At 43.0% G+C, this 21,213-nt stretch carries 16 protein-coding genes; 9 read left to right on the forward strand and 7 right to left on the reverse strand.

Going from position 1 to position 21,213, the window contains the following annotated elements:
* The first annotated feature begins 39 nt into the window (after positions 1-39).
* A complete protein-coding gene (locus ANME2D_RS03220) occupies positions 40-801 on the forward strand; it encodes an SDR family oxidoreductase (protein ID WP_048089086.1) in 762 nt (253 codons plus the stop codon).
* A 25-nt stretch (positions 802-826) separates the two neighbouring features.
* On the opposite strand, the gene ANME2D_RS03225 is transcribed toward ANME2D_RS03220, so the two are convergent.
* The 3 genes from ANME2D_RS03225 to ANME2D_RS03235 form a co-directional block, all read right to left on the reverse strand.
* On the reverse strand, positions 827-5,275 hold the full coding sequence (locus ANME2D_RS03225; RefSeq protein WP_048089087.1) for a PxKF domain-containing protein: 4,449 nt from the start codon (positions 5,273-5,275) through the stop codon (positions 827-829).
* A 553-nt stretch (positions 5,276-5,828) separates the two neighbouring features.
* Positions 5,829-7,343: a S8 family serine peptidase gene (locus ANME2D_RS18795; protein ID WP_048089275.1), complete on the reverse strand. Its 1,515-nt coding sequence runs from the start codon at positions 7,341-7,343 to the stop codon at positions 5,829-5,831.
* A gap of 166 nt (positions 7,344-7,509) precedes the next feature.
* The gene (locus ANME2D_RS03235) at positions 7,510-9,021 is read right to left on the reverse strand and encodes an IPT/TIG domain-containing protein (protein ID WP_048089088.1); all 1,512 of its coding nucleotides are present in this window, start codon (positions 9,019-9,021) and stop codon (positions 7,510-7,512) included.
* A gap of 1,036 nt (positions 9,022-10,057) precedes the next feature.
* On the opposite strand from ANME2D_RS03235, the gene ANME2D_RS17815 reads away from it, so the two are divergent.
* The 6 genes from ANME2D_RS17815 to dnaJ all read left to right on the forward strand — a co-directional run bounded on the left by ANME2D_RS17815 (position 10,058) and on the right by dnaJ (position 16,580).
* Complete coding sequence (locus ANME2D_RS17815; RefSeq protein WP_157833929.1) at positions 10,058-10,597, forward strand: molecular chaperone DnaJ; 540 nt, start codon at positions 10,058-10,060, stop codon at positions 10,595-10,597.
* A gap of 95 nt (positions 10,598-10,692) precedes the next feature.
* The gene (locus tag ANME2D_RS03240) at positions 10,693-11,040 is read left to right on the forward strand and encodes a hypothetical protein (RefSeq protein ID WP_048089089.1); all 348 of its coding nucleotides are present in this window, start codon (positions 10,693-10,695) and stop codon (positions 11,038-11,040) included.
* Positions 11,041-11,180: 140 nt separating this feature from the next.
* On the forward strand, positions 11,181-12,824 hold the full coding sequence (gene thsA, locus ANME2D_RS03245; RefSeq protein WP_081810099.1) for a thermosome subunit alpha: 1,644 nt from the start codon (positions 11,181-11,183) through the stop codon (positions 12,822-12,824).
* A 112-nt stretch (positions 12,825-12,936) separates the two neighbouring features.
* The gene (gene grpE, locus ANME2D_RS03250; protein ID WP_157833930.1) at positions 12,937-13,554 is read left to right on the forward strand and encodes a nucleotide exchange factor GrpE; all 618 of its coding nucleotides are present in this window, start codon (positions 12,937-12,939) and stop codon (positions 13,552-13,554) included.
* Positions 13,554-15,404 carry a molecular chaperone DnaK gene (gene dnaK / locus ANME2D_RS03255; protein ID WP_048089091.1) on the forward strand — a complete coding sequence of 617 codons (1,851 nt, stop codon included), beginning with the start codon at positions 13,554-13,556 and terminating at the stop codon, positions 15,402-15,404. Before grpE ends, dnaK begins: the two co-directional genes overlap by 1 nt.
* A 24-nt stretch (positions 15,405-15,428) precedes the next feature.
* Positions 15,429-16,580: a molecular chaperone DnaJ gene (gene dnaJ, locus ANME2D_RS03260; protein ID WP_048089092.1), complete on the forward strand. Its 1,152-nt coding sequence runs from the start codon at positions 15,429-15,431 to the stop codon at positions 16,578-16,580.
* Between the two features lie 10 nt (positions 16,581-16,590).
* On the opposite strand, the gene ANME2D_RS03265 is transcribed toward dnaJ, so the two are convergent.
* A complete protein-coding gene (locus ANME2D_RS03265) occupies positions 16,591-18,033 on the reverse strand; it encodes an RtcB family protein (protein ID WP_048089093.1) in 1,443 nt (480 codons plus the stop codon).
* A 41-nt stretch (positions 18,034-18,074) separates the two neighbouring features.
* The gene (locus tag ANME2D_RS03270; protein ID WP_048089094.1) at positions 18,075-18,500 is read right to left on the reverse strand and encodes an archease; all 426 of its coding nucleotides are present in this window, start codon (positions 18,498-18,500) and stop codon (positions 18,075-18,077) included.
* A 170-nt stretch (positions 18,501-18,670) separates the two neighbouring features.
* On the opposite strand from ANME2D_RS03270, the gene ANME2D_RS03275 reads away from it, so the two are divergent.
* On the forward strand, positions 18,671-19,093 hold the full coding sequence (locus ANME2D_RS03275; protein WP_048089095.1) for a CBS domain-containing protein: 423 nt from the start codon (positions 18,671-18,673) through the stop codon (positions 19,091-19,093).
* 184 nt (positions 19,094-19,277) lie between these two features.
* Positions 19,278-19,682: a CBS domain-containing protein gene (locus ANME2D_RS03280; protein WP_052368535.1), complete on the forward strand. Its 405-nt coding sequence runs from the start codon at positions 19,278-19,280 to the stop codon at positions 19,680-19,682.
* A gap of 17 nt (positions 19,683-19,699) precedes the next feature.
* Here ANME2D_RS03280 and ANME2D_RS03285 read toward each other — a convergent pair whose 3' ends face one another.
* Positions 19,700-20,353, reverse strand: a complete 654-nt coding sequence (locus ANME2D_RS03285) for a stage II sporulation protein M (RefSeq protein ID WP_048089096.1) — start codon at positions 20,351-20,353, stop codon at positions 19,700-19,702.
* A 1-nt stretch (position 20,354) separates the two neighbouring features.
* On the reverse strand, positions 20,355-21,212 hold the full coding sequence (locus tag ANME2D_RS03290; RefSeq protein WP_048089097.1) for a DUF63 family protein: 858 nt from the start codon (positions 21,210-21,212) through the stop codon (positions 20,355-20,357).
* Position 21,213 lies beyond the last annotated feature (1 nt).

Consider the following 21,213-nt stretch of genomic DNA (forward strand, 5'->3'; position numbering starts at 1 on the left):
GGGAATGCAAGAGCTGAATGAGATAAAGGAGGTATCAGGTTGGGTGGAAGTCTAAGAGGTAAAGTTGCCCTGGTGACAGGTGGAAGTCTGGGAATAGGTAGAGCCTGTGCACTTGTGTTTGCCAGGGAAGGGGCAAAGGTAGTGGTAGCTGACGTTATGGTTGAAGATGGGGAGAGGGTAGTGCAGGAGATCAATGAGGCAGGTGGTGAGGCAATATTCGTCAGGACTGATGTATCAATGGCTGTCGAGGTCGAGACATTGATCAATACTGTCATAAAGACCTATGGCCGCCTGGATTACGCTATTAACAATGCCGGCATCGAGGGGGTTATTGCCCCAACTGTGAACTGCACTGAGGAGAACTGGGACCGAACGATTAACATAAACCTGAAAGGCGTGTGGCTGTGCATGAAATACGAGATCCAGCAGATGATCAAGCAGGGTGGAGGGGCAATCGTCAACATGGCATCCGTGGCCGGGCTGGTTGGTTTTAAGGGCCTGCCTGCCTACTGTGCATCAAAGGGCGGCGTAGTGCAGCTGACGCGCACTGCTGCTCTGGAGTATGCCAGGGACGGCATCCGTATTAACGCAGTGTGCCCTGGCGTTATCCGCACACCTATGGTAGACAGGGTCACTGGCGGCAAACCGGAGGCTGAAGAACAGTTCATTGCGCTTGAACCTGTAGGACGGATGGGCAGGCCGGAAGAGGTGGCTGAAGCAGCAGTGTGGCTGTGCTCGGATGGGGCTTCATTTGTTACAGGCCATCCCATGGTTGTAGATGGCGGTCTTGTTGCGCAATAGCACCTGGTTTCACAACACAGGAGTATTACTTTTTCAGTGAAATAATTACAGTTTTCGAGGATCCGTCATCAATATCTATTCTTATCTGCCAGGTTCCAGTGGACAGAGATTTGGTTCCAAGGTTATATTGGTATAGGTTGCTGGCAGGATCATATACGAATAGATTACCTGTTGTCTCAGTTTCGATTATGTAAGGCTCTAAAATTGTTCCAGTAACAGTCGTACTGACTTTGGAAATATAAAACCTTGCAACCGCATCAGTAACAAAATTACCGCTGGCATCCCATAACTGGAACTTTACAGGTACTGTGCTCCCCAATTTAAAAATACTACTTTCATCCGGTTTTATAGGTGGAAGGATTTCGCTATAATTGTAACCAATGTAATATGTGACATTCTTTATATTTGTATTTCCTGCATTATCTGCTGCATATACACTGAATGTTTTTGTTCCTACCGAAGCTGTGTCAATAACACTTCCACTCGGATAAGTTCCCATTGCTGTGGCGATACCAGAGGTAGCATCACTGACAAGCCAATATGTGACTAAATTTTGGTCCAGAACATATATATTTCCGTTAACTGGAGAGTTGATCGTTATAGTCGGAGCTGTTTTATCGATATTTATCCCTGAAACAGTAAAGCTGGCCGAGTTACCTGCTTTATCTATTGCAGTTCCTGTTGCTGATTGATTTGCTCCTTCTGTTGAAAGCGTTATATCAGGTGTGACGCTATTTATGCCAGATAACACATCATCTGCTGTAAAATGAATAACAACGCTGTCATTGTACCAGCCGTTAGCATTTGGAGATATTGTTGCTGCTCCGGTTATGGTCGGTGATGTTTTATCAATTGTGAAATTTATGGTCTTAGAATCGCTGTTACCCGCCTTGTCTGTTGCAGATGCAACGAGCGTATATCTACCCTCTTCAGATATCACAGTACCGCTTGTATATGGAGTACCATTAAGCGTAATGGATTGAGTATTCGGGTTTGTATCTGTTATGGCTATGATTGGCGTTATGCTCTTATTGTAGTAGCTATTGTCAATCACGCCACTGATAGTTATGCTCGGTAGAGTCTTATCGATGGTGAAGCTCAGAGTTTTTGAATTATGATTACCAGCCTTGTCTGTAGCTGATGCCATGAGCATATAGCTGCCTTCAGCAGATATTGCAGTACCACTTGTATATGGAGCACCGTTCAGAGTAATGGATTGGATATTAGGGTTAGTATCAGTGATAGTGATGGCAGGTATTACATCATTATTATAGTAGCTATTGTCAACCACACCTTGGATATTGATGTCTGGCGATGTCGTATCAATTTTAACTTCCTGTGTTTTAGTAGATTCTGTATTTCCTAAAGTATCTACTGAATAATATTGTATTGAATGATTGCCGTCTGATAAAACAACAGGAGTTTTCAAAGTAAGTCCTGATCCTGGATTACTATTCCATATACCTCCATCTACGCTATAGTTCGTATATTTTATTCCATCAGGATCAGTAACATTTAAATAAACCGTGTTAGTTTTATACCAGCCATTTTGTCCATCAGGCGGATCTACTGCCGTTACTGGTTTAGAATCTGAATGGATATAATATGTGACATTTTTAGTATATATATTTCCCGCATTATCCGTCGCATTTACAACAAAATTCTTTGTTCCAGCGGAGGTTGTATCTATAATGCTTCCATTTGGATAAGTTCCTGTTGCTGTGGAGATGCCAGATGCAGCATCACTGACAGACCAGTCTGCGACTAAATTCTGGTTCAGAACATATATATTTCCGTTAACTGGAGAGTTGATCGTTATAGTTGGAGCCGTCTTGTCAATGCTGATTCCTGAAAAAGCAGCACTGGCTGAGTTGCCTGCCTGATCGGTAGCGTAACCTGTTGCTTCTTGATTAGCACCTTCTCCAGACAGAGTCGTTGGAGAGCTGCAGGATGCTATGCCTGAAAGAGCATCAGAACATGTAAAGCTTACAGTCACGTCCTGATTTGTCCATGCGCCAGAAGTGTATGGATTGCCGCTTGTGGTTGCGCTTGCTGTGATGCTGGGCGGTGTCTTATCAATTGTGAAATTTATGGTCTTAGAATCGCTGTTACCCGCCTTGTCTGTTGCAGATGCAACGAGCGTATATTTACCCTCTTCAGATATTACAGTACCGCTTGTATATGGAGTACCATTAAGCGTAATGGATTGAGTATTCGGGTTGGTATCTGTTATGGCTATGACTGGCGTTATGCTCTTATTGTAGTAGCTATTGTCAACCACACCTCCGATATTGATGTCTGGCGATGTCGTATCAATTTTAACTTCCTGTGTTTTAGTAGATTCTGTATTTCCTAAAGTATCTACTGAGTAATATTGTATTGAATGATTCCCGTCTGATAAAACAACAGGAGTTTTCAAAGTAAGACCTGATCCTGGATTACTATTCCATGAGATACCTCCATCTACGCTATAATTCGTATATTTTATTCCATCAGAATCAGTAACATTTAAATAAACCGTGTTAGTTTTATACCAGCTATTTTGTCCATCAGGCGGATCTACTGCCGTTGTTGGTTTAGATTCTGGTACCACATTCCAGTTCCAGGTTCTTGAGACTGTATCAATATTATCTGTTGCACTTGCGGTCACATTCCATGTATCCGTTTCGGCAGTTGAGTTGGTATAGCTAGATGAAGTGATACCTGTATCGGTATGAACCTTAGTGCCGTTCATGTACCATGTTACATTAGCAGTTCTGTTCAAGGTCACACTGAAAGTCTGTGCCGTGCTCTGTGTAGTTGTTGGGTCGGATGGAAGTGAGAATGAAGTAATAGATAGCGGTATATTATTTACATTAACGGTTACTGTTTCAGTTGTAACTCCGCCGTAGCCGTCGCTTGAGTTGAAGTACCAGGTATAAACTCCCGCATCTGAGTACGTTATCAGCCATGAGAAGTTGCCTGTTGTAGTATTAAAGCTTCCTTTTGTGGCATTAGTGCCGTAAGTCATCAAATCATTATCAGCATCTGTAGCTTTAACAGTAAAGTTCAACCACTGCCCTTCATCTACGGATTTAGATCCTATTGGTGACTGTACCGGTGGATTATCCGGGATTTGAGTATTCTTTATAGCCGGAGATGTACTCAATGAACCGCCTCCAGAAGCGTTGTATGCATAGACCGTTACATTCTGCCATGCATGTGCTGGTAGGGATGATGAATTAACAGAAGTGCTGGCGGTTCCATTAGTCCATACATTATTTACACTTAAGTTATAACTATCAGTTGCATTACCAGTTCCTGCCTGCCACGTTGTATTTACCCAGAAACTGCCCGTTGTTGAGTTTATGTTTGTGGGAGTTGGAGGAATATACATAACAGGTTGTGCTTTGACTGTAACAGTCCATGTAATGGCGTTTGATGTACCATTGCTATTAGTAGCGTTTACCTGTACCGTCTCTGTTCCTGCCGTGTCCCAGGATGCTATGAAATTGTCATAGTTATTGCTCTGGCTCACATCATTTAGGTACCAGTTCCATGAGGTTATCGTCTGGTTGGCTGTAGCGTTGAAATTAACAGATTCGCTAGTGTTTACTGCCAGTATCAGGCTATCATTATTGGTCTTATTATTGCTCCATGAGATTATACTCGGTGCATAGACCGGTTGCGAGACCACATTCCATATCCATGAATATGAAGTACTGCCGTTAGCATTCGTCGCATTTATGACAACATCCCATACTCCAGGAGAAGAACTTGTATTAGTATAGCTCGCACCCATGACACTTTCATTGGACTGAACCTGGATCCCATTAATAAACCATGTTATATTGGCAATTTGATCAACCGTAATACCGAATTTTCTAGATGTTCCTGCAGTATCATTTGTGGGCGAATATGGAGCATAAAATGTAATGACTGGTGGAACAGGTACAATCGTTGTCACATTCCATGTCCAGGTATATTTAACAGTTCCATTAATATTAGAAGCAACGGCACTCACATTCCATATTCCAAGAATAGCACTCGTATTAGTATAGCTTGCATCAGTAACACTTTCATTAAACTGAACCTGAGCATCTTCGATGAACCATGTTATATTGACAATCTGATCAGTCGTAATATCGAATTCCCTGGTGTCTCCTGCATTATCGATTACCGGTGATATTGGAGAAAAGGTAGTTATTGTCGGAGATACCGGTGGAGTAGGAGTCGGCGTAGGTGTTGGTGTAGGATCTGATGTTGCATTCCATTGTAATACTGTCGTGTGACATTCAGTACAGTCCCATATAATTTCAGGATAATACGTCTGACTTTGAGAATCATATTTTATTGGATGACAGTCTGTGCATACAAATAAACCCTGCTGTACAAGTAGATGATGGGTATCAGTGTGATCTTTTCCAGGATGACATATCAGGCAATTTCTAATTACTTCAGGATAATATGTTTGATTTTGATCGTCATATTTCATTGCGTGGCAGTCTGTACATTGAAGCGAACTGTCTGGTATTAAAAGATGGTGCCTGTCTACTGTAATTCCGTGGCAACTCCTACAATCTTGCTCTGTATTATAAGATGGATATGTTGTCGATGCTAAAGCACTATAAATCGCTGTAAACATCAGCAAGGTAGTAAAAACTATTACCAATATCTTATCATTTTCCAAACATCTCCTTATTATACTTTTTTTTGTTTTCTTATCATTTATCATTCCTATACTTCCTGTTTTTTTTACATATCTCCTGGACTGACCCCTCTGAGTGGAGAGTAAGTTAAGCTTCTATAAATGAAGTCGTTTCAAATTGTATAATATGATTTGAATCGGTAGTCGGCAGTTTGAACCTCGTTCTCACGCACAGGAGGTTATCTTACGTGCAGCGTACTTGTAAGTATTGCCGTTGCCGCTGAAGGCAGCATCAGGATTCTAACTCACGAGAGTGTCTTTTTCTTGTTATTTTTCTCATGTATTTCCCACCAGTTGTCATAGCTTAACTACCTGTCTACTTTGAGGTTTTCACTCCATTCTACAATTTCTTAATTGTTATATGTCCTGTTGATCCTTTACCGCCATAGGGTATGAATACAATTTTGAATATATTTTCAACATCTAGCTCTAATTCTATGTCTTTTGATTTATTGAACGTATATTTGGAGGATAGATCTTTTCGGATAACATCATTCTCGTAGACTTCCATATCGAGTTTTGATAGATCGATGTTATTAATCTTTATCGAGTATTTTCCTTGTGACAAAGAAACATTTTTCGCATCATTTATTTCTGGTCCAGTTGTCCTAAGCAATGTCAAATTAATAACAAATGGCTCCTCCTCAGGAGGTTCAGGAGCAGGGCCAGGGCTTGGCTCAGGAGTAGGGTCAGGACTCGGTTCTGGAGTATATTCGATACCTAGAACTGCTTTCCCGGCATCTACTAGACCGTATCCGTATATGTTATCCTTTCCAGGGTCTCCTGCATCTCTTGCTGTATCCTGAAGTATTTTTCTGACATCTTTGTTATCTCTTTTCCCATCACCATTAACATCGTTAAAATCCGTTGAAAAGATTAGAGCCGCTACACCTGCCACATGTGGAGCAGCCATAGATGTTCCGTTTTTATAATCATAGCCATTACCTATTATTGTTGAATATATACCAACTCCAGGTGCGGCAAGCTCGATCTCAGGACCTACGGATGAAAAACTTGCTTTCTGACCGGTAACATCTGTAGCCGTAATCGCAATAACGGAGTCATATGCCGCCGGATATGTTACGCTACCTCCGTTAGTATTACCTGCTGACGCTATCAAAAGTACACCGGCATTGTAAGCATTGTCAACAGCATTACGTATAGATATGTCATCCGGACCTCCCAGACTCATCGTTGCTATACTCATATTATTGTCTACTGCCCATTCTATACCAGAAATGATCCAACTGGCAAGGCCAGATCCTCCGCCATTTAGCACCTTTATCGCATATATATCTGCATTCGGTGCAACACCCACTACACCAGCACCATTCTTTTCTGCAGCGATGATACCACTTACATGAGTACCGTGGCTATTGATATATGGTCCGGTACTATCATCCATGGGATCTAAATCGTTGAAGACAAAATCATATCCACCTTTATAATTTTCTTTCAAGTCTTCATGATTATAATCTATTCCTGTATCCAGTACAGCTATCTTTACTCCTGTTCCGGTAATACTTTGATTGTGCACCATACTACTACCGATATATTGCACTCCCCAGGAACTGGTGTATTCATCTGTTGCCTTGAAAACTTTGTCATCTTCTATATAAGCAACTTTTGGGTCCTTTTTCATTTTTTCTATCTCGCCTTCTGGCAATTTAGCGGCAATAGCCGGAATCAGATGGAAGCTCTTTTTTACTACTCCACCATGACTGTGGATTAAAGCTTCTTCTGAAGTACCTGGTTTGTTTTTAAATCCAATAATTACATCGCGATCTGCTCCTGCAGCTATCCCGGTTATCAAAACGAGAATAAGACAGAGAAAAGATAATCTTCGCTTATTCATAGTTTGGCAAAAGAGATTTGGGAGATTGGAAGGTAACTTCATATTTATCTATCCTCTTTTTTAATCACTCTGGTTCATATGTCTTCGTTGTTATAGGTGTAATCAAAAAAAATGAAAAGAAGAGTTATAAATCTCTTCTTTTCTCACCATATATATTTTCGCTTATTTATCTCTTGATCGATGTTGAGTCTTCACCATTCAACGCTTTTACAGTCAACAGGTTTCCTACGCTTGCTCCAGAGCCAGAGACTACAATCTCAGTATCAGACCAGCTGATGACCTCAGCCTTGAATGTAGTTTCTTGACCCTTCTTCGTAATGAATACGCCAAGATCACTGAATGCTGGATCAGGCTCGATACCGAACCCTGTACCAGTAACAGTTATCGTTCCTGAGGCCAGCTTAGCTGTTACAACATCTACCGGTTCTACAACTGCCAGTGAAGACAATTTGCTCGTCACGCCGCCTTTCTCAAGCTGGATACTGTGAACGCCTGCACTCAACGCTGGAACAGTCACCTCTATTTGTGTGTTTGTTACAGATATCACATCTATAGCATTTCCGTCTACCAACACATTAGTTGTGTATCCATCCTGCACAAAGTTGGTGCCTGTGATGGTCACTGTTGTAGCCACGCCTGGAGTCAATACATCTGGAGTCACGCTGGACATACCTGGAGCAACTGGTCCCAGGAATGGATTCTCCACGCCTGCATCCCAGAATCCATGACAACCGTTGCAATCTGTGTTATTGTTTATGTGACCATAACCAGCAGGTCCAGTGCCGCCTGGTACATAGTCAACCTGGATGTTGTGGAGCGTTCCCACATCATGACACTTTTGACATCCTGTGCCATTAACCGCATCGCCAGCGTTCAATAATGTTGAATTTCTGAGTTCCATTTTGGGATTGACAGTATCCCATCCAAGACCCCATTCATCGGTCAGGTAGATTCTCAGATAGTATGCGCTACCATCAGGTCTGAGTCGTGAGGTGTCGCCAACGTGGCAATAGGTACATTGTCTGCCCTGCATACCGCTTGTTGCTTGATGATGCGTTCCATAGTTGCTGAGAACGTTATCTGGTCCAGCATCATGGCAAGCATCACATCCGCCCCATGCTTTCAGGAAAGTCGCGCTTTCATTCTTCACTTTGTAATTAGCAAGTGGAGTTACAAGAGATGTGTTATATGATGGTATGTAATGTCCATCATCATAGTTTGCCAGTATACTACTGCCGTGACATTTATTGCACTGTCTATCTATTGCCCAATATGCAGCCTGAATCACACTTGATGCAGAGTTCTTTGTCGTGTTATGATGTGGTCTGCCAGGCGGTCTAAGCTGTGACAGGTTTACAGCAGGATTTGCCCAGAATGCTGTACCGTTGTGACAGTTTTGACAACTCCTTTCAATATACTGATATTGGCTGGGATAAGTACCCTGTGTTGGGTGACAATCCAAACAACCAAGGTTTGTAGTTCCGCCTGATAACATCAGGTGATGTATATTTGCAGGGTTTGCTGTATGACAACCTTTGCATGTTTCACTTGATACGTTTGCAATATTGGTGTCGTACAGACCTAAGTTCTGATTCACTGGCGGTGGAGGTACCACTGCCCAAGATATGCCAACTAACACCAAAAAGGTGATAGCTGCCGCTAGGTATATTTTTCTCATAATATCTCCTATCCATTATATTTATTCTTTATTTCTTATTATTCTGTTCAACATCTTTTCCAATCTTTTCGATTATTGGTTATGTAGATATATTTTCGGTATTTATCTGCATGGGACGTATTTTCGTTTAGCCTATTTCAAAGCATTACATGGATTTTTCAGCAATTACTAGCAGTTGCTAGAATAATCCCTATCCTATCCTCATTCACCTCCTATTGGGACACGTTTTTGTTGTAATCTCAGATTGCTCTGAGATTACACAGGGATTTCGTTATTTAGCAGTTACTTACTGACATTTGATAATACCTGTCCCATATCCATTCATAGCATACGTTTGTTAGGCTTTATCATATATATAATTTTCCTTATTGTTATTATTATTATTATAGCTACGAAGATTTAGATCTTCATCCGATGCAGCGATCTTTACAGCAACTTTAAGCAAATATTCATGAGCAGGATTCATGCATGGAACATGAAAAACCGCAACGCTAGAGCATTACAATTTAAATTTTCCATAGGAATAATCCCTTTCCCATATCCATCCATAGCATACGTTCGTTAGGCTTTATCATATAAATAATTTTCTCTTTTGTTATTATTATGGCTATGGAGATTTAAATCTTCATCTTATACAGCGATCTTTGCAGCAACTTTAAACAAATATTCATGAGCAGGATTCATGCATGGAACATAAAAAACCGCAACGCTTGGGCATTATAATTTAAGTTTTCTATATTAAACAAAAACCAATAGTTTTATGAAGGATAATAGCCACCAATATTGTAACTAACAGAGAATTGAGAAAGCCCACCTGCAAAAACTGCAGAATGAGTCGTACTTCTATTTCAAAGGAGTACCTATCCCTGAAAAAACGTCTGCTATGAATGGATTTTAAGGGATAGGCGGCATATACTATTCTTCTAGGGTCTATTAATGCTTTCTATAAGCAGGATCTGCCTGGAAGAATAGTTGAAATGTCCAGACTCTTGAAGTATAGTATATCGGTGGATACTTTAATTAGGGGAATCAAAATATGAATAAAAGATTGTTGATACTAATTTTTGCAGTACTGATGACTACCGCAATATATCAGGGATTCGCGACAACGTATCCTTCATATAATACAGAACAGGATTGCAGAAATTGTCATGGCAATAATACATCTGATAGACATCATCTTCTTGCAACAGGAGGATATAATTGTACATACTGTCATCAAATCCTATATGATAATACCACTCAACAATATTATCCCGAAGTGATAAGAAATTGTTTAACATGTCATTCTGGCGAAAATCATAACAACTGTATTAGGTGCCATGGTACAAATTATATAGGAGCTTCACCCTCGGTAACCACAACATTCGTCGATATCTCAGCCTTCAATGAATCCATACACCAGGACATTAATGCTACCCCGCCAGCTACGTTAAATGATCCTGATTGCTGGATGTGCCACTACAATAAGGACATGAACCGCCAGAATGTAAAGAAATGCGGCGATTGCCACAGAAAACCGAGCCAGTGGCATGGTAATGCAGATATTACGACCAACATATCAGAACTCTGGTGATAGAACAGGAAGCAGCCCTTGAACTGTGAACTGTAACCATCATAGCCCGGGTACTTAAGGCAAAGTATAAGAAGAAGAGAGTAGATGCGATTAATATGGATAGGCAAAAAATAATCTTCATGGGGTTACTGGGTGCTGTATTTTTCCTTTCAGGGCTGTACTATAGAATCTTTGATCCGGCAAGGAGTGATATCTCTTATGAATATCTCGGCATTGGGACATGGTCGGCAGGCATTATGTTCTACATACTTTATCCAAAGTATAAGGAATTCGCGTCACTCATCCTGGGCCTCCTGGTACTGCATGCAGGTGTATTACTTCTTCTAAAAGAAAAACTCTCAAATCCCAAGCTTCTGGGTGCTTTAGTATTCACTGCCGGAGTAATTGTTGTGCTAAGTTCTGGCTTTTCGGATTATATGAAAAAGAGAAAGACTAAAAAGTAGGGATAAGAAAGCATATCACTTATCTGCATACCTATGGCAGGCAGTGTCACTGGCGGTAAATTGGATGGTCTCCCTTATCCCGCAAATTATTTATAGAACTACAAACACTTAGAATTATCTTTGTTCGGAGGTAATTGATTATGGCAGGCCAATTAAGCGGACAGCCTATTATTGTATTAGATAAAGATAAAACAAGGACTCAAGGGAAAGAGGCGCATGGATTCAATATCACGGCCGCAAAGGCGATTGCAGATGCTGTAAGGACAACGCTCGGCCCAAAAGGCATGGATAAAATGCTTGTAAATCCTGTCGGAGATATGGTGATCACCAATGACGGTGCAACAATCCTGCAGGAGATGGATATAAAGCACCCTGCAGCCAAGATGATGGTGGAGATCGCCCGTACACAGGAGGACAAGGCTGGCGACGGCACAACGAGTGCAGTCGTTCTTGCAGGAGAACTCCTGAACAAGGCAAAAACACTGATAGAACAGAACGTCCATCCCACAAACATAGCAAGGGGTTACAGTCTTGCCTCTGTAAAGGCACTTGAGATACTGGATGAGCTGGCTATTGACGCTTCTGATGATGTTCTTGATAATATCGCAAGAACAGCGCTCACAGGGAAGAGCTCAGACCTTGCGCTGGATCCGCTTGTTCAGTTATGTGTTAAGACCGCTCAATCGATTAAAGAGGCGGGCAAGGTGAATATAAAGGACAACATCAACATCCTCCAGCAGCGAGGCGGCAGCATAAAAGACACAAAGCTTATTCACGGGATTGTGATTGATAAGGCAAGGGCACATAAGAATATGCCAAAAAAAGTTGAGAATGCAAGGATTGCCGTTCTTGATGTTGGAATTGAGGTTGAGAAAACACAGGTTGAATCAAAGATCCAGATCACATCACCAGAACTTCTCAGCGAAGCCAGACTTGAAGAGGGCAGGCTTGTGGATGAGAAAGTTGAAGCGCTTGCAAAGAGCGGAGCCAATGTCGTATTTACAGAAAAAGGCATAGACGATATCGGAATGCACTACCTGGTAAAGAGGGGTATATTCGCTGTACGAAGATGCAAGGAAGATGAAATTAAAAAACTGGTAAAAGCAACAGGTGCGCGTATCGTTTCCAAGGTAGATGGGGTTGAAGAGGATGATCTTGGGAGGGCAGGTCTAATCGAAGAGCGCGGTGTTGGCAACTACAAGATGGTCTATGTCGAAGGCTGCGAAAATCCAAAAGCTGCATCCATCCTGATTCACAGCGGTGCAGAGCATGTGGCAGATGAGATAGAGCGTGCGCTCGATGATGCACTGCGCGTGGTGGGAGACGTGATAGAGGACGGAAAGATCGTTGCAGGAGGCGGTTCACCTGAAATAGAACTTGCAATGAGGCTTAGAAGCTACGCAACAACACTTTCAGGCAGGGAGCAGCTTGCTGTTATGGCCTATGCTGATGCACTTGAGGAGATACCAAAAGGTATTGCTGAAAACGCAGGTCTTGATGCAATCGACGTTATTGCGGAACTAAGAAACATGCACAACAGAGGTGTAAGGACAGCAGGGCTAAATATATCCACAGGCAAAGCCGAGGATATGCTTGATTTAGGAATTATCGAGCCGCTCCGTGTGAAGACACAGATAATAAAATCTGCTACAGATGCTGCGACGATGATCTTACGCATCGATGATATCCTGATGGCAAAGGAGACAGGCATGATGGATGTTAAGCCTGAGCATACTGCAGATTACTATGATGGGATTCAAGCACCGGATGTTGGAGAAGACTAGTATTAAATAGAATAAGACACAACATATTAATTTAAGCAGTAGTATGTTGGTTAGAGGAGTCAGCATGTCCTTTATTTTTAATTTTTTAAATTAATTATGGAGTTGTTTGATATTGAACAGCAGAGAAGGTATGAATAAGGGAGAAGAACAGGCCAGGGAAAAAGAGGGCGAAATCTTAAAATATAAAGAAGAAGTTAAAGTTGCTGAAGTTAGTGAAAAGGAGCTCATAAAAGAGTTGGATACAATTAAAAAGCAATTAGATACAACCAGGAAACAGCTTGATGAAGAGAAAGATAGATACCTCCGCATGGGTGCGGAGTTCGATAATTTTAGAAAACGAACACAGAGAGAGAGAGAAGAGCTCATAAAATATGCAAATGAAAAGCTCATATCAGAACTGATCGATATCATGGAGAATCTTGAGAGAGGGGTTGAAAATGCAAAGAAAATGGATAATAAGGATAAGTTAATTGAGGGAATGGAGCTAATTTATAAGCAGTTCAAAGGCGTACTTGAAAAAAATGGTCTGACCCCGATCAAAGCGCTGGGAGAGAGATTCGATCCGTATAGACATGAGGCCATGATGCAGACGGTTACAGATGAATATGAGGATGGTACAATCCTTGAGGAGCTTGCAAGGGGTTATATGTTAAATAACAGGGTCATTCGTTATTCTAAAGTCAGAGTATCGAAAAGGAAAGAGGATGAAATAGAGAATGAGGTGAGATAATGGCAAAAATCATAGGTATTGATCTAGGAACAAGCAATTCTGCGGCAGCAGTTATGCAGGGAGGAAGGCCTGTAATAATTCCGAGTGCTGAGGGCATTACTATGTATGGAAAGGCATTTCCCAGCTATGTTGCCTTTACGAAGACAGGAGAGCGACTGGTAGGTGAACCTGCAAAAAGGCAGGCGATTACCAATCCCGAAGGTACGGTCACAGCCTTTAAGAGAAAGATGGGTACTGATTATAAGTACAGGATATCCGGGAAAGAGTACACGCCTCAGGAGCTTTCGGCAATCCTGCTGCAAAAAATAAGGCGTGATGCTGAGGCATTTCTGGGTGAGAAAGTCGAGCAGGCAGTAATAACCGTGCCTGCTTATTTCAATGATAACCAGAGAACTGCAACCAAGGATGCCGGTACGATTGCAGGCCTTGAGGTCGTAAGGATAATCAATGAACCCACTGCAGCAGCTCTTGCCTATGGCATGGAGAAGCAGGAGAAAGAGCAGAAGATTTTGGTATTTGACTTTGGCGGTGGCACGCTTGATGTTACAATAATGGATTTTGGCGGTGGTGTTTTTGAGGTAAGGGCTACAAGCGGCGATACCCAGCTTGGCGGAACCGATATGGATAATAATATAGTGGACTACATTGTTGAAGAGTTCAGAAAACAGCAGGGTGTTGATGTGCGCAATGATAAGGTTGCAATGCAGAGAATAAGGGATGCTGCTGAAAAGGCAAAAATCGAACTCTCAACAACCCTTACCAGTGATATTAACCTCCCGTTCCTGACCGCAGATGCCACCGGTCCAAAGCACCTGACCATGACGCTCACCAGAGCCAAACTTGAGGAGCTTGTTAATGATGTGGTAGAGAGGTGCAGAGGCCCGATGCGCACGGCAATGTCAGATTCAAAATTAGCACCTAAAGATATCGACAGGATAATCCTGGTTGGCGGACCTACAAGAATGCCAATCGTGCAGAAATTCGTCGAGGACTATGTGGGTAAGAAAGTGGAAAGAGGTGTTGACCCGATGGAATGTGTGGCACTGGGTGCGGCCATTCAAGCGGGTGTACTAGCAGGCGAAGTGAAAGAGCTGCTGCTGCTTGATGTTACTCCTCTCACACTCGGTATTGAGACACTCGGTCATGTTGCAACCCCGCTCATACCCAGGAACACAACGATACCGACACGGAAAAGCCAGGTATTCTCGACTGCTGCGGATAGCCAGACATCTGTAGATATCCATGTACTCCAGGGAGAGAGGCCCATGGCATACGACAACGTAAGCCTTGGCAGGTTCACTCTGGTTGGCATACCGCCAGCACCGCGCGGCATACCCCAGATAGAAGTTACTTTTGATATCGATGCCAACGGCATACTGCACGTGACAGCAAAAGACCTTGGAACCGGTAAAGAACAGAGCATGAGGATTACTGCCCCTCTTAAGATGGCTTCAGATGAAATCGATCAGAAGGTAAAAGAAGCTGAGAGATATGCAGAGGAAGACAGGAAGAAGAAAGAGAGGGTAGAGCTCCAGAACCAGGCTGATAGTCTGATATACACGACAGAGAAGACACTCAGCGATCTCGGTGATAAAGTTTCTGCCGATCAGAGAGAGAGAGTCCAGAAGGCTATTGAGAATACAAGGGAAGCTGTAAAAAGCGAAGATGCGGCAAGGATCAGGTCTGCCATTGATGAACTCACAAAGGAGATGCATGCGATAAGTACCATACTGTACCAGCAGGCTCAGGCACAGCAGGAAGGACAGGCAGGACCACAGCCAGAAGAAGAGAAGAAAGAAGAGAAAGTGACTGAGGCCGAATATAAAGTAGTAGATGAAGATAAGAAATAACTACACTGTAATTAACTGCTAATCATGGCTACTACCAAACGCGACTACTACGAGGTACTCGGTGTGGATAAAACCACATCACAGGATGATATCAAGAAAGCATATCGCAAACTGGCTATGCAGTACCATCCTGATAGGAACAAATCCCCTGATGCCGAGGAGAAATTCAAGGAGATATCAGAAGCCTACGGAGTGCTATCCGACCAGAATAAACGCCAGCAGTATGACCAGTTCGGACATGCAGGCATAGATATGAGGTATTCCCAGGAGGACATCTTCAGGGGTGCGGCCCCGGATATCGAGGATATCCTCAGGGATTTTGGCCTGGGTGGGTTCGGTTTTGGCAGGGGCGGAAGCATCTTTGATATAATTTTTGGAAGGGAAAGACGCGAAGGCCCGAGGCGCGGATCGGATATACTCTATGAGCTGGCCATAAATTTAGAGGATGCAGCATATGGTAAAACTGTTGATCTGGAGATTCCCAGGACAGAGACATGTGATGTATGCGGTGGAAGCGGGGCAAAACCCGGAACATCGCCCAGGACATGCCCTACATGTCACGGAAGCGGGCAGGTGAGCAGAACACAGAGCACGCCTTTTGGAAGGTTTATGACAACCACCACATGCACAACATGCCGTGGAAGAGGAGAGATAGTTGATACCCCCTGTTCCACATGTCACGGCGCAGGTACGGTGCAGAAAAAACGCAAACTGGAAGTTAAAATCCCTCCCGGTGTTGATACAGGCTCAAGGTTGAGAGTGACCGGGGAAGGTGAAGCAGGGGAAAGAGGCGCACCTCCAGGAGACCTGTACGTAGAGATCTATGTCAGACCCCATTCTGTTTTCACCCGCCAGGATAATAATATAATAATGGACTCAACTATCAGCTTTACGCAGGCTGCGCTGGGAGATGAGATAGTCGTGCCCACCCTGGATGGCAAAGCAGAGATGAAAATCCCGTCCGGGACCCAGAACGGACAGATGTTCAGGCTTAAAGGTAGAGGTATTCCAGGCCTTCATGGGCTTGGGAAGGGTGACCAGATTGTGAGAATAAAAGTAGCGGTTCCAACAAAGCTAACTGAGAGACAAAAACAGCTATTGCGGGAGTTTGCTGAAATAAGCGGTGAGAAAACCAGAAGCAAAGGTATTTTTGAAAAGGTAAAAGAACGTATTTGAATTAAAAAACCTAACCCTTTATATTCCCGATCGGTTTTAACCTGACCACCTTCCTTGAGACCCCTGCCATCTCCATAGTATCAACTACCTCAGAGATATTCTTATAGGCAAAACCTGCTTCTTCTGCCAGGCCTGTCATGGAAGTTGACTTGACTATTATCCCCTCTTCCTCCATCTTCTTTTTAATCTCAGAGCCAGTAACCTTCTTCTTTGCCGCAGCCCTTGACATGGTTCTTCCAGAGCCGTGCATTGTGGAACCGAAGGTCTCGCTCATAGCCTTCTCTGTACCGACCAGGAGATATGAGCCTGTCTCCATCGAGCCTCCGATTATTACAGGCTGGCCTGTTTTTCGGTATATCTCTGGTAATTCCGCTCTCCCCGGACCGAAGCACCGGGTCGATCCTTTCCTGTGGACAACGAGTTCCTTCTCTACACCATCAACCTCGTGTGTCTCGATCTTTGCGATGTTATGGGCTACATCGTATACTATATCCATTCCCATATCCTCTGGTTCTCTCCTGAAGACCTCGCTGAATACCTCTCTTAGCCTGTGGACTATTACCTGCCGGTTTGCAAAGGCCATATTTGCTGCACATTTCATAGCCTTAAAGTAGTCCTGCCCTTCCGGTGAGTTAAAAGGAGCGCATGCAAGCTCCCTGTCCCTGACCACAATTCCGTATTTTTTCATAGCGGTATCAAAGATCCGCAGGTAATCCGATCCAACCTGGTGCCCGAACCCCCTGGAACCGCAGTGGACCATAATTACGGCCTGGTTCTCAAAGATCCCCAATGCCTTTGCCATGCTTTTATCGAATATGTTCTCAGGGGTGGCGATCTGTACCTCAAGATAGTGGTTTCCTGAGCCCAGGGTTCCCAGCTGGGATATTCCCCTGCTTATTGCTTTCTCGCTCACCTTTGAAGGGTCAGCGCCTGATATGCGGCCGTTCTCCTCTATTCTTTCCCGATCTCTCTCCCAGCCAAAACCACTCTCTATGCACCAGTCAACTCCGCGGATCATTACCTGCTTTAATTCCTCAACAGAGAGCTTCATAAGCCCCTTGCTCCCCACACCTGCAGGCACGGTTTTAAATAACAGGTCTACAAGCTCCCTTATCCTGGGCAGAACCTCACTCACTGTCAGGTCTGTTCTGATCAGTCTCATCCCGCAATTTATATCGAAACCTATCCCGCCAGGAGAGATAACGCCATCCTCTTTAGAGAAGGCAGCAACACCACCTATCGGGAAGCCGTATCCCTGGTGGCCGTCTGGCATGCAGTATGCATATTTCTGTATTCCTGGAAGACAGGCTACATTGGTGATCTGTTCGAATACCCCTGAATCCATCTCATGCAGAAGCTTTTCGGTTGCGTATATCCTCGCCGGTACACGCATCCCCTCCTTCTCTGTAGCGGGTATCTCCCAGATATAATCGGATATCTTTTTTATCTCCATACTAACCCCCTGTATCAATCCAATATCATTTATATATTGAATTATATGTCCAGAATAACCCTGGCAGTCCAGTTCTCCCCTGTTTTTTTAACCTCGAACATATGATAGGTAACAGCCTTCACATCCGCCCTGAGGCCGTGTTTCTCCTGATTGATATTCTCACCCGACACCTTTGCCCTGAGCTCATAGCCACCATTCTCCCTTATGTTCACATCAAATATACTGAAGAGGAGAGACTCAGCGTCCTTCAGGTAAACAAGCTCTGAGAGCCAGTCAAAGAATAATCCATCCACGGTTTCATCTCTCAGCTCAATCTCCCTGGTTATCCTGGGCTCTACGCTCTTAGTATCAACCATTACTTCAGATGTAGCAACCGCTGCATCTCTAAAGAGTTCTTCCAGCGTCCTGCCCTCGGCCTCAAAAGCCGCATCGGATGTCGCAATATCCTCAAGGTATCTGTATGGCATATCATCTCCATATTTGAGTTAGTCTATACCACTATAAATATTGATGTATCTCTCTGTTGATCTGATCGGCATTATAGGAATCGATAGCTGAATAGGCATATTGATATCTCATCCTGACCGAAACCTATTTATTTCAATCAATCTAACGTTTGTATTGCGGGAGTGATTGTATGAAAGTTAGTGAAATAATGACAAAGGATCTGGTTAAAGTAGACCCTTCATCTATGGCAATGGACGCAGCAGAGAAGATGCAAGCAGAAAATGTGGGGGCTGTTCTTGTCGCAGACGGGGATCATCTCAGAGGTATAGTGACCGACAGGCAGATCGCTACAAGGGTAGTGGCTAGTGGTCTGGACCCTGCTGAGATCCCGGTAACTGATATCATGACAAAGAATCCTGTTACAGCCAGCCCTGACATGGAACTGGAGGATGCTACACGGATTATGGGGGATAATAGATTTAGAAGAGTTCCTGTTGTGAAGGACGAGAGGCTGGTGGGAATAATATCGACTGCTGATATCGCTGCACATGCAAGGGAATGTAATGTATGTATAAATAACATACTCAACGAGGTTGCAAAAGCTGCGAAATAAAAATAACCTGAAATTTTTAGACAGGGTCCACTGGATGGACAGGATAAATGTTTATATTTCATCCAGCAGATCCTGTTTATCCTGTCGAGAAATACGGGATTATTAATTATAATTATTATTAATCATTAGCGATTAATTATTTAATAGAGCAATCCCTAAACTATGATTTAAGGAGGAATACATTTTGAGACTGGAACATAAATTATTAAGAGATGTGATGACCAGAGGCGTAGTAACAGTGCCAATGGATGCTACAGTCAAACAGATTGCTGCAATGCTGAGTAAGCAGGGACTTTCGGGGGTTGCTGTCATTGGACCTGATTGTGAAGCAATGGGTATAATCTCTGACATGGATATACTTAAAGTGATAGGAAAAGAGAACTGGGAAAATATACCCGCAGAATCTATAATGAGTTCTCATATGGAAACCATCAGACCGACATGCACGCTGGGTGAAGCAGCAAAGATAATGAACGAGAAGAATATTCACAGATTACTTATCTTCTCAGAGCGGGGCGTAGGGGCATCACAGAGGCCAATTGGAATATTGAGCGTGAGTGATATCGTAAGAGAAGCGGCAAGAGAGTAGAAAAACGATCCATGGAATTATAAAAATTCCCAGAGTCTCAACAACCAAACGATTACAGGAGTTATAAAAGTCTCAATAATCGCAGCTAAAAAGAGCAGAGGGGCGATCCATCTTATATAGAACCAGAAGCCTTGCTTTAGTTCCGGTTTTATGTCTGTTCTTAGTCGGGTGATTATTGTCTTTATATAAGGCTTTCCCTGTCTTATATCAGTTTGCATGCCAATTAGTGACAGGTACATCACATACCCCAGCTTGAGCCCTATACCTGCGCTTATCAGTACCATCGGTATTTCTATGATTCCATGAGGCAGGAGCGCAGCAATAACAAAAAGAGCGCCCTGCTGCCTTGAGATAAAACCTATCACAATGCCCAGGATTATTCCATTGCCTGCCACAAAAAGAAATGGTATAATGCCAAGCCCGATACCCAGGACAAGAGCCACAAGACTTTTAATTGCATTATTCAGGAAAATCACGAGCATTATGGCAAGGGGATTAAGCGTTGTTATCCAGCCCACTGATTGCTGGAACATTTCAAAGTAATTCTCCGAAAATCCGGGATATATTACCGATATCATCAGCCCTATAATTAACGACAGGATAAAAAGACCGGTTACTATAAGGATGTATTTTCTTAAAGAATACAAGTACTCTCTGTCTTTGTGTTTCAATTTATACCCCCATCAGAAGCCTCAGCGTATTTCGTACTGCAGGTGAGAGCCCAAGCACCAGTATGGCCAGTTTCATCAGGTTGATAAGTTTTTTTTCTTTATCATTATCAAATTGGTGATCAAGCATATATAATACTGGTATGAACACAAGCAATTTCAGGGGGTACATCACAAGCGAGGGGGAATCTACAAAATTTCCTGCCAGATTAATGAAAAACGTCGGAACCACATGCTTTTCGTAATATCCAAGCCAGTCCATCCCGATGAAAGTAGAAGAGGCATCCAGTAGATGGGTGAACAGGATAGATATATTGAGTTTATCTGTAAGAAGCGTAAAATTGAGTGTTCTGGATATAAGATAGGCAATATACGTCGAGACTGCGCCTAAGATAAGTATTACAGCAGCCGGAACTGGGTTCTCTATTTCCCCTGCTGACAGCAGTACTGCAATATTAATTACTGTCCATACTACCCCCATGAGTCCAAAAAACGCATGATAGCTTTTGATTTTTCCTTTTCTCTCAAGAGTGACCGCAAGCGTAAGCAGGATTACCGTCACTGCAAACATGGAAAAATAGATAATGGGTGTTATAAAGAGGTACCGCAGCGGTGGAGTGAATATATTCAGGTCCTCAAGCACACGCAGGGATGAGCCCGCAAGAATATAGGGCGTTACTGCGGCTATGAACCGTGAATCAATCTCAATATCGAGTTTTTCCAGTAACTTTAAGATGCCAAAAACACTAAGACCCAGTAGTATTGCGTATGTTATCGTATCCACAGGATTATAGGATGCATCATTGACTATGCCGCTTATGTAATACTTATATATATACTGCCAGACTGTATCTGTTATCATG

Origin of the sequence: Candidatus Methanoperedens nitratireducens, assembly GCF_000685155.1 — an archaeon.
GTDB lineage: Archaea > Halobacteriota > Methanosarcinia > Methanosarcinales > Methanoperedenaceae > Methanoperedens > Methanoperedens nitratireducens.